Below are 10,497 nucleotides of genomic sequence, written 5' to 3'. Positions count from 1 at the left end.
CCCTGCGCCCCCCGTGCGTTCCGCCCCCGCGCCTGCGATTGCGATGCGGACACTCGCGCCGACGATATCCGCGCCCGTGATGCGGACGCTCAGGCCTGCGCCTGCGACGTCGATGCCGACCGCTCCCGCCCCAATCCTCCCTCATGTAGCACGCCTGTGGCGGAACTAGGGACCTATTTCCGCCAGGAGTGCGAGTCGGATGGCAAGAACCCGCCTTTTTCCGGGCGCTCGCTGCCAGAAATGGCCCATATTCCGAGCTGCTCGGCCTCCGTGGCGGAACTAGCCGCCTATTCCTGCCAAAGCGGCAGCGAAGGTGACAAAAGCTGCGGTTTTTCCGAGCTCCCAGTGGCAAATGAGGCTGATATTCCGAGCTGTTCGCCCTCGTTGGCGGAACTGGCCGCCTATTCCTGCCAGGGAGATGGCTTTAGCATGCGGAGCGCAGACGGTTCCGCCCCAGCGTCCGGACAAGCGGGGTTATCCGGCCAAAGGGACAGCCTGCGCCCGCAGGACTTCGCCGCCTGCTTCCCCGTGCCCGGACAAGCGGGGTTGTCCGGGCAAAACGGGCTATCGGAGGGCAAAAACGCCTCTTTTTCCGAGGAGCCGGCGGCAGAAATGGCTGGAATTCCGAGTTCGGGGGCATCCCTGGCCGGACAAGCGGGGTTATCCGGCCAGGGATGCCCCCGGGTGGCTCCCGAGGCCCCCGACTCGCGTCCCGTGTCCGGACAAGCGGGGTTATCCGGCCATGGAGAGACGGCACCGTGGGAATATGGCGCGTGCGGGACTGCTGTAACTGGCTTGCAAGGCGGTAAGAGCTGGACTGCTGTAGCTGGTTTGAAAGAGGGCGCGCCTGGGACTGCAGGGCTGCGGGCGGCGGAGCTGAATGCGCAGGAGCTGCCGATGGCCAGCGTGGTCTTGGGAGACGGCGCGTGCGGGGCAGTCGTGGCTGGTTTCGAGGACGATGATCGCGTACCGGTGCTGCAGGCGCCGGCTGTGCGGCGAGTGGCGGGCCGGCGTGCGGCGCTGGCTGGGTGCTTGGCTGCTGCGTTGGCGCTAATGGCGGTGGTGATCGCCGGCATCGTGCTGGGCCCGGAAGCGGCCGCCACCAACTTCGCCGCCAAAAACCTGCCCCCATCGACCGCGCACCCCTTCGGCACCGACTGGATGGGGCGCGACATGCTGCTGCGTACCCTGGCCGGCCTTTCCACCAGCGTTCTGGTGGGCATGGGGGCTGCTGCGGCGTCGTCGGTCATCGCGCTGGCGCTGGCTTCGTGGGCCGCGCTGGGGGGCAAACGAGCCGACGCGGTGGTGAGCTGGCTGGTTGATCTGCTGATGGGCATTCCCCATATCGTGCTGCTCATTCTCATTTCCTACGCCCTGGGCAAGGGGTTTTGGGGCGTCACCGTCGGCGTGGCCCTAACCCACTGGCCCAGCCTTACCCGCGTGCTGCGGGCGGAGATTCTGCAGTGCCGCCAGTCCGACTTCGTGCAAACGGCCTTCCGGCTGGGGGAGAGACGGCTGGCGGTGGCGCTGCGCCACATGGTGCCCTACGTGTTGCCGCAGTTCATCGTGGGGCTGGTGCTGCTGTTCCCCCACGCGGTGCTGCACGAGGCGGCCATCACGTTTCTGGGCTTCGGCTTGCCGCCGGAGATGCCGGCCATCGGCATCATCCTCAGCGAGTCGATGGGCTATCTTTCGGCAGGTATGTGGTGGCTGGCGGTGTTTCCCGGCATTGCCCTTGTGGCCGTGGTGATGATGTTCGATGCAGTGGGTTCGGGGCTTCGGCGCATGCTGGACCCCCAGACCACTCAGGAATAGGGGGTGGCGAAGATGGGCGAACCGATGCGCCGCCGCGAAGGCGGCTCCGAGCTTCCCCGGCATGAGGGGCTTGAGGCGATTTCGGCTGCCGGGTTGGCAGCAGGTGAAGAGGCGGCTGGCGAAGACGCGCCTGTCGGAGAGGCGCATGGCAAAGTGGCGGCTGGAGAAAAGGCGTTTGGCGAAGTGGCGGCTGGCGAGGCAACGGCTGGCGGCGCCGCGATTGCGTCTGCGGGCTGGCGGCCGAGCGATGCCGAAGCGCCGTTGGATGCGCCCCACGTGCCCCATGCTCCCCATGAGGACAACTCGTTCCACCACCATCACAGCCATGGGCCCCAGTCTGCGCATCCGGGCCACCATCATCTGCTGACGGTGGAAGACCTCTCCATCTCATTTCGCGCCTATAAGCCCGATGAAGGGTTTTTCGAGGCATCGCAGGCGGAAACGCCGGTGATACACGGCCTCAGCCTTTCGGTGCACGAAGGGGAAATACTGGCGGTGGTAGGGGCGTCCGGTTCAGGGAAAACCCTGCTGGCGGATGCCATCTTGGGACTGTTCGAACCCAATGCCACCGTGCACGGGCGCATCTGGTTCGACGGCCAGCCGCAAACCGCCGAAACTCTGGCGCAGCTGCGCGGCAGCCGTATTGCCTTCGTGCCCCAGTCGGTGGAAAGCCTGGACCCGCTGATGCGGGTGGGGGCCCAGGTGGAGGGCCAGGCGCGCAGCCGCGCCCAACGCCAAGAGCGCTGCGAGCGCCGTCGCCAGCTGTTCGCCCGCTACGGCCTGGACGAGGGGGTGGCCCGGCTGTACCCCCATCAGCTTTCCGGCGGCATGGCCCGGCGCATCCTTTTATGCTGCGCGCTGATGGCGCGGCCGCAGCTGGTGGTGGCCGACGAACCCACTCCCGGCCTGGATTTGCCGCTGGCCCTTAAGGCCATGGAGGATTTCCGCGCGCTGGCAAACCAGGGCACCGGTGTGCTGTTGATCACCCACGACATCGAGCTGGCCCTCAAGGTGGCCGACCGGGTGGCGGTGTTCAAGGACGGCACGGTGGTGGAAGAGACATCGGTGGAGAGCTTCGCCAACCCGCAGCTTTTGCGCCACCCGTTCACGCGGGCGCTGTGGCACGCGCTGCCGGAACACGACTTCGCCGCAGCGGAAGGGGAGGATCACCTATGGCGTTAGAAGCCCGCGATGTGAGCTTTTCTTACGGCGGCGCCCCGGTTTTACAGGGGGTGTCGCTTACGGTTGAGCCGGGGCGCCCCATTGCCCTCAGCGCCCCTTCCGGATTTGGGAAAACCACCCTCTGCCGTATTTTGGCTGGTTATCTTCAGCCGCACGTGGGCACGGTGCTGGTGGACGGCGCGCCCTTGCCTCGGCGAGGCCCCAGCCCGGTGCAGCTGATAGGCCAGCACCCCGAGCGAGCGCTGGACCCGCGTCTGCGCATGCGGGACAGCTTGGCGGAAGGGGTTCGCGCCGGAAAGCGGGCGGCGGCTGCGGCAAGCGGCGAAGCGGCGGCCCGGCAAGGCGAACCTTCGGGCCGCCAAGGCGAAGCACCCGGATCCCGCGCAGAGAACCCCGCGGCCCAGCCCGCGCAAACCGGCCCGGAAGGAGCCACTCAGGCAGAATTGCAGGAGGCGCTGCAGGAAGCGCTGGGCATTCGCCGCGAATGGCTCGTGCGGTTTCCCCACGAACTGTCCGGCGGCGAGATGCAGCGGTTCTGCATCGCCCGGGCGCTGTTGGCCCGCCCCCGTTACCTCATCTGCGACGAGATTTCCACCATGTTGGACGCCGTTACCCAGGCCCGCATCTGGAACGTGGTGCTGTGCCAGGCGCAGGAGCAGCAGCTGGGGCTGGTGGTGGTGAGCCATTCGGCGCCGCTGCTGCAGCGGCTGGGAGCGCAGGTGGTGGATTTGGGGCAGCTGGCGGAGGGCCGCTGATTTTGGGGTAGCTGGCGGAAGGCCGCTGACGGACAACCGCGCCGCCCTCTTTGCCATGGTGCCCGGCAACCTCTACACTGCTTGCGAACAAAACGCCAGCGAGGAAGAAGCACCCATGCCCAAAGACCCCCAGAAGAAAACCCTCACCCTGCGAACGCTCCACTATTTTTGGAAGGCCACCCGCGCCCACCTGGGACTGTTCGTGGCGCTCATCTTGTCCACCGTCGGCTTCTGCGCCCTGCTCTCTTACGGCAACCCTTACGTGATGAGCCTGATCGTAGACCGGGTAAGCGAAGGTTCGGTGGCCCCCGACGAGGTGTTCCAGGTGTTCGGCCCCTACATCCTGGCGCTGATTTTGATCAACGTAGGGGGCCAGTTCTGCTCGAAGCTGCAGGACTACACTGCCTGGCGCCTGCAAATCGTGGTGAACTACGACCTGGCCACCATGGCCTTCGATGCGCTGGCAAACCAGTCCATGACCTTCCATTCCAACCGATTCGGCGGCACGCTGGTCAGCCAAACCTCCAAATTCATGGCTGCCTACACCCAGCTGATGAACGTCATCACCTTCCCGTTTCTGCCGGTGCTGTGCTCGGTGGTGTTCACCTGCGCGCTGCTGTTTCCGGTGGTGCCGGTGTACGCGGCGGTGCTGATGGCGCTGCTGGCGGCTTACGCGGTTATCTCCTACGTGATGTACAAGCGCATCCTGCACCTGAACGAGAAAGCGGCCGGCGCCCAGAACCAGCTGTCCGGCGAACTGTCCGATGCGGTGACCAACATCTTGGCGGTGAAGACCTACGGCCGCGAAGATTACGAGAAGGCGCTGTTCGACAAGGCGAACCGCGAAGTGGTGGCGCGGGATTCGAAGCGCATGTGGGCCAGCATGACCCGCGGCATAACCACCGCCGCCATCACGGTGGTGATCATGAGCGTGGTGACGGTGTTCATCTCCGGCGGCAATGCTTGGTTCGGCATCACGCCGGGCACCATTATCCTCATGTTCACCTACACCAACACCGTTACCAACCAGTTCAACTTCATCAACACGGGGCTGCAGCGCATCAACCAGGCCTTCGGCGACGCCTCGGGGCTGACGGCGGTGCTGGACGAGCCGCGGCTGGTGGACGACGCCCCCGACGCCCGGCCGCTGGTGGTGAGCAAAGGGGCCATCGACTTCAAGAATATCAACTTCTGGTACAGCGACGGCGGCGTGCGCACCCAGGTGTTCAAGGACTTCAACCTCTCCATCCCGGCTGGCCAGCGGGTGGGGCTAGTGGGCATGAGCGGCGCGGGGAAGACCACCCTCACCAAACTGCTGCTGCGGCTGGCCGACATCCAAGAAGGGGAGATTTTGGTGGATGGCCAGAACGTGGCGGCCACCACCCAGCAAAGCCTGCGGCGCCAAATCGCCTACGTGCCGCAGGAGGCGCTGCTGTTCCATCGCTCTATCGCCGAAAACATCGCCTACGGGCGCCCCGATGCCACGCGGGAGGAGATAAGGGAGGCGGCGCGCCAGGCCAACGCGCTGGAGTTCATCGAGGCTCTGCCCCAGGGCTTCGACACCATTACCGGCGAGCGAGGCATCAAGCTCTCCGGCGGTCAGCGGCAGCGCATCGCCATTGCCCGGGCGCTTTTGGCCGATGCCCCCATCCTAGTGCTGGACGAGGCCACGAGCGCCTTGGACTCGGAAAGCGAGGCAGCGGTGCAGGAGGCGCTGGAGCGGCTGATGGAAGGGCGCACTGCCATTGTGGTGGCCCATCGGCTGTCCACGGTGGCGCGGCTCGACCGCATCGTGGTGCTGGACGATGGCAAGGTGTCGGAGGACGGCCCTCACGCGCAGCTGGTGGCGAAGGGGGGCGCCTACGCCGGGCTGTGGAACCGCCAGACCGGCGCCTTTGGGGAGTAGGTTTCCCGAAAAGTGGGCGAAGGAGCTGCGGGGGAAGGCGCGGCGGCGCGGCTATGTCAGGGCGGCGGGAAGGCTCTGGACGGGGGCGGCTTGGCCCAGCCGGAGGCGCGGTTTTGCACTGGGCCTGCTGGGGCGAGCCGCCTGTGGGATCCGGGCCGTTCGGGACGCGCGACCGCGCTGGCCTCAAGTGGGTAAGGCTACGGGGAAAGTTGCAGGCGAAGGCTACAGGCCGCGATGGTGACGGCCTGGATGGGGGCTTTGGCGTTTGGGGTTCGCCACCATGAATTTTGCCCCTTCTGCGCGGTGGCGCAGTGGGCTTGCCGATGGCGGGAAATGGCCGGGCGCGGTGCCGTGCCCGTGGCCGCTGCCGTGGTGCGCGCGATGATGGGGAAGATGTCCGCCCAGGTTCTCCGGCCCGCCGCCATGGGCGGACTCGGCAGGGTTGCCGGCTGTCTCCCCGGCGGCGACAACGGTGGCACCGGCAGATCCAGCGGCCCCAACCGCAACCGGCGCCGGCGCCGTTTCCGCTTGCCGGGCGGCCTCGTCGGTGCCAAAGTCCGCATCGGCTTCGGCGGAAACCACATCGGCGCAAGGCTCTTCTGTGCGCGCTTCCTCCGCCACCTGGTGCAGCGGGTCGCGTACCAGGTCGTTTTGATATCCGAAGGCGTAGGACAGCATCCAGCCGGCAAGCGCCCCCGCCAACGCCGGTGGCAGCCAGGCGAAGCCGAAGGAATACAGCGGCAGCGCCTCTATGGTGCCCCAGACGCCGAAAGTGGTGTGCAGGGTGATGGCCACGCTGGCCACCAGCGCCCCGCCCGCGGCCCCCTTGAACACCCAAGTTGAGTGAATGTGGCGGATGAACAGCAGCAGGACGACGGTGATCATGTAGGGCGGGCAGATGATGGCCAAAATGGGGCTGGCCAGGTTGATGATGTTGGTGAGTCCCAGGTTGCAGATGAGTATGCTTGCCGTGATGGCGATGACCACCCCCACCGGGTAGCGCAGCTTGCCGCCGGTAACCCGTTCGAAGAAGGCGGCCGATGCGCCGATGAGGCCGATGGCGGTGGTGAGGCAGGCAAGCCCCACGATGACTCCCAAGAGCAGTACGCCGGTGCCCCCCAAAAGCGTGCGGGTGATCTGCACCAGCAGCTGCGCCTGGGACAGGGCGGGGTCAAGGGTGAGACTGGCGGTGGCGCCCAGGTAGGTGAGCCCCCCATATATAAGTGTAAGCAGCACGGCCGCCACCAGGCAGGCCTTGGTGACCACCGGCAGCTGCGAGCGGCGGCTGCGGTGGCCGTGGGAAATCACGGCGTCTTGCAAAAGCACGGCGAAGCCGGCGATGCACAGGATGTCCATGGCCTGGTAGCCGGCGGAGATGCCGTCTTGGGCCACGGTGGCGGAAGTGGCGGTGCCGATGGGGCCGATGGGGCTGGCGATGCCCACCGCCACCAGTACCACGATGGCGGCCACCAGAAGCGGTGTGAGAATTTTGCCGATGATGTCCACCACTTTCGACTGGCGTATGGTAAGGGCGAACACCACGGCGAAAAACACCAGGGAAAACGGCAGCAGTCCCACGGCGTCGCCCGCCAGCGGGATGACGGTCATCTCGAAGGTGGTGGCAGCGGTGCGGGGGCTGGCGATGATCACGCCGGTGCACAGCACAGCGGCGCTGTTGATGAGCAGCCCGGCTCGGCGCCCCAACGTGCCTTCGATGGCGGCGGTGCTGCCGCCGGCCCGGTTGAGGGCGAACAGTCCCAGGCAAGTGATTACCACATCGATGAGCACGAAGCAGCCGAAGGCCACCGGCCACTCGTCGCCGGCGGTCATGCCCAGAAACGGCGGAAAGATGAGGTTGCCGGCGCCAAAGAAGATGGCGAACAGTGCAAGCCCGATAACGAGGAAATCCCATTTGCTCTTTGTGGAAACCATGCTGCCCCCTAGTGTCTTTTGGCCCATTCTCACCAAACTTTCCCCGTGCGCTGCCCGAAGCCATCAATGGTTTTCCCCCTGTGGAAAGTGTGTTTGTGCGGTGACAGAGGCTTGTTGAGAAGAGGAAACTTGGCAAAACCGCCCACTGATGGGTGACAGCGGTGTCACTTTAGCTTCACCAATGTGTGGGAAATGTGGGCCCTGCCTGATGAAATGGGGAAGATTTGCCCCTGAAAAGCCCCCTCTGGGCCTATGGGGCCTGTAACCACTTCAAAACGGAAACTAAATGGCTATAATTGCCAAGGTCCAGCGCCAGGCAGGCTGCGCAGGGCCGATGATGCAAGCGCACGTGCCCCTGAGACGTGCTCGCGCGGGCCTGAAAAAGGGCATGTCGCCTGGGGGCGGCAGCTTCGACTAAGGAGAATAACGGCAGATGCTAGAGCAGTTCATGTCCCAGATGACCTTTGTGGACATTTTCAACTTATGCGTATTTGTCACCTTCACCGTATGCTATTCCTACCAGCTGTTCTACGTGCTGGTTACCCTCACGCGCCCCGCACCCAAGCACGTGGCCGCCAAGAACCACCGCTACGCCGTGCTGGTGGCGGCCCGCAACGAGAGCGCCGTCATCGGCGATCTCATCCATTCCATCAAGGTGCAGAACTACCCGCAGCAGCTCATCGACATTTTCGTGATCGCCGACAACTGCACCGATAACACCGCCGACATCGCCCGTGACGCCGGCGCCACCGTGTTCGTGCGCAACAACACCAAGCAGGTGGGGAAGGGCTACGCGCTGGATTGGGGTTACCAGGCCATTCGCGAATCTTATGCCGACCGCGGCTATGAGGCCTTTTTCGTGTTCGACGCCGACAACGTGCTGGACGTGAACTACTTCCGCGAGATGAACGCCACCTTCGACGGCGGCGCGAAGGCCTCCACCAGCTACCGCAACTCCAAGAATTACGGTTCCAACTGGATTTCCGCCGGTTACGCTGTGTGGTTCTTGCGCGAGGCGAAGTTCCTGAATCAGGCCCGCCTTACTTTGAACACCTCCTGTGCCATCTCCGGCACCGGGTTCTTCATCGCCGCCGACGTGCTGGAAAAGGCGGGCGGTTGGAAGTGGCACCTGCTCACCGAGGACATCGAGTTCTCCGCCTCTTCCATCACCGACGGCGTGCGCATCTCTTATTGCCCTACCGCCATCCTCTACGACGAGCAGCCCATCACCTTCCGCGATTCTTGGAACCAGCGTTTCCGCTGGGCCAAGGGCTTCTATCAGGTGTTCGCCCACTATGCGGCGGGCTTGGTGAAGGGCGCTTTCACCAACAGCAAGGGCTACCGTTTCGCCTGCTTCGACATGCTGATGACTTTGGCACCGGGTATGCTGCTGTCCATCATCTCCATCATCTTCAACGCCATCATCGTGGTGCTGGCGCTGTCGGGGGTGATGTCGGTGGGGGTCACCATCGCCACGTCGCTGTCGTCCATTTTCTTCTGCCTGTTCAACTATGTGCTGTTCATGTTCATGTTCGGCGTGCTCACCACCTTCACGGAGTGGGACTCCATCCACGCCCCCTCTTCCCAGAAGATTCGCTACATGTTCTCGTTCCCGCTGTTCATGATCACCTATATCCCCATTGCCCTCATCGCGCTGTTCAAGAAGGGCAACTGGAAGCCCATCAAGCACTCCATCACGGTGAACGTGGCCGATTTCGCCGACGCCGCCAGCACCGCCGGCGACAAGCCGCTGGCCAAATAGCGCCCTTAGGCGCGGGCGAAGGTGAGGGCGTAGAGGGTTTTCGCCCCCGCCGCCCGCAGGGTTTGGGCCGCGGCGAACAGCGTGGCGCCGGTGGTGGCCACGTCGTCCAGCACAATTACCGTTTCCGGCACTTCGGCGCCCGCGCGCAGGGCGAAGCGCTGGGCCATGTTGGCGGCGCGCTGCCGCCGCCCCAGTTGCCGCTGATCGTGGGAGGCCCCCACCTCCAGCAGGTGCAGGGCTGGCAGCCCCGCCGCATCGGAATAGGCGGCCGTCACCAGCTCCATGTGATCGAAGCCCCGCTCAAGGCGGGCCCGGCGGGTGGCGGGCACGAAGGTTACCGCCGCGCCGGCCGCCACCCACGCCGGCGGCGTGCAGTCGGCCATGATGCGGGCCAAGGGCGCTGCCAGCCGCTGTTCGCCAGAATCTTTGAACACCGTTACCAGTCGTCGCGAATGGTCGGTGAGGGCCACGGCGCTGGTCATCTGCTGAAATGGGACCTCATTTAATCCGAAAAGCGACAGTGCCTCGTCGTTGCACTCGGTGCACACGGTGGCGCCGAAGGGGGCCCCGCAGCGGGGGCAAGCCTGGTTCGCGTCGATGTAGGGCAGTTGGCGGCGGCACTGGTCGCACAGCAGCTGGCCGTGGGCGTCGCATATGGCACAGCGGGTGGGCCACAGTACCTCCAGCCCCAGGGCCGCCGCCGTTGTCAGCACCTTGTGCGCCTTCGCCGATATGTTTTTCTGGTTCGCCATAGTCGGCAGAGTATAGCAGGCGCGCCCGGTGCCAATCCAGCCCTCTAGGCCCCGTTGCCGCTACGGTTTTGTGTAAACATCGGCCACTTGGCCAGTGCCGGGCCGATTTTTGCTACACTGACGGGTGCTTCTTTTGAGTCTGTAGTTGCGGGGGCCGGCTTTTCGGCTCCTCAGTCCATGGCAGATGCGGTCGAAAGGATCCACGTAAGGGGCCCCGTGGGCCCTGAGCATGGCGTATCCTAGAGGTAAGTCGCACCGTCTGGTTACCAACTTTTCGCGAATGGTTCGCGGCAGGCGAGAGGGCCGGTAGCGCAAGCGAAAGCCCCGGTGCGCGAGTGTGGGGTCAAAAACTAGGTCAGTCAAAAGAAGCGCCTATTTATGAAGTGCCCAATG

7 protein-coding genes are annotated in these 10,497 nt (G+C 64.9%); 5 read left to right on the top strand and 2 right to left on the bottom strand.

The genetic code is table 11. From position 1 onward, the window contains the following. Positions 1–897: 897 nt before the first annotated feature. From DMP11_RS09230 to DMP11_RS09215, 4 genes are all read left to right on the top strand, one after another. Entirely contained in the window at positions 898–1,815 is a 918-nt protein-coding gene (locus tag DMP11_RS09230) for an ABC transporter permease (RefSeq protein WP_123186203.1), read from the top strand. Between the two features lie 12 nt (positions 1,816–1,827). Further along, positions 1,828–2,997, top strand: a complete 1,170-nt coding sequence (locus tag DMP11_RS09225) for an ATP-binding cassette domain-containing protein (RefSeq protein WP_235869440.1) — start codon at positions 1,828–1,830, stop codon at positions 2,995–2,997. Further along, positions 2,988–3,752 carry an ABC transporter ATP-binding protein gene (locus tag DMP11_RS09220; RefSeq protein WP_123186202.1) on the top strand — a complete coding sequence of 255 codons (765 nt, stop codon included), beginning with the start codon at positions 2,988–2,990 and terminating at the stop codon, positions 3,750–3,752. Before DMP11_RS09225 ends, DMP11_RS09220 begins: the two co-directional genes overlap by 10 nt. A 115-nt stretch (positions 3,753–3,867) precedes the next feature. Next, positions 3,868–5,658 (top strand): ABC transporter ATP-binding protein, encoded by a 1,791-nt coding sequence (locus tag DMP11_RS09215; RefSeq protein WP_123186201.1) that lies wholly within the window; start codon positions 3,868–3,870, stop codon positions 5,656–5,658. A 222-nt stretch (positions 5,659–5,880) separates the two neighbouring features. On the opposite strand, the gene brnQ is transcribed toward DMP11_RS09215, so the two are convergent. Then, positions 5,881–7,590, bottom strand: coding sequence for a branched-chain amino acid transport system II carrier protein (gene brnQ / locus DMP11_RS09210; protein ID WP_123186200.1), 1,710 nt, complete (start codon positions 7,588–7,590; stop codon positions 5,881–5,883). A gap of 433 nt (positions 7,591–8,023) precedes the next feature. Here brnQ and DMP11_RS09205 point away from each other — a divergent pair, with 433 nt between their 5' ends. Further along, positions 8,024–9,352 (top strand): glycosyltransferase family 2 protein, encoded by a 1,329-nt coding sequence (locus DMP11_RS09205; protein ID WP_123186199.1) that lies wholly within the window; start codon positions 8,024–8,026, stop codon positions 9,350–9,352. A gap of 5 nt (positions 9,353–9,357) precedes the next feature. Here DMP11_RS09205 and DMP11_RS09200 read toward each other — a convergent pair whose 3' ends face one another. Continuing rightward, positions 9,358–10,065 (bottom strand): ComFC family protein, encoded by a 708-nt coding sequence (locus DMP11_RS09200; RefSeq protein ID WP_148041129.1) that lies wholly within the window; start codon positions 10,063–10,065, stop codon positions 9,358–9,360. Between the last annotated feature and the right edge of the window lie 432 nt (positions 10,066–10,497).

Origin of the sequence: Parvibacter caecicola (assembly GCF_003725335.1) — a bacterium.
Taxonomy (GTDB): domain Bacteria; phylum Actinomycetota; class Coriobacteriia; order Coriobacteriales; family Eggerthellaceae; genus Parvibacter; species Parvibacter caecicola.
Note: the sequence above shows the minus strand (reverse complement) of the source record. Positions and strands in the feature narration are given on the sequence as shown.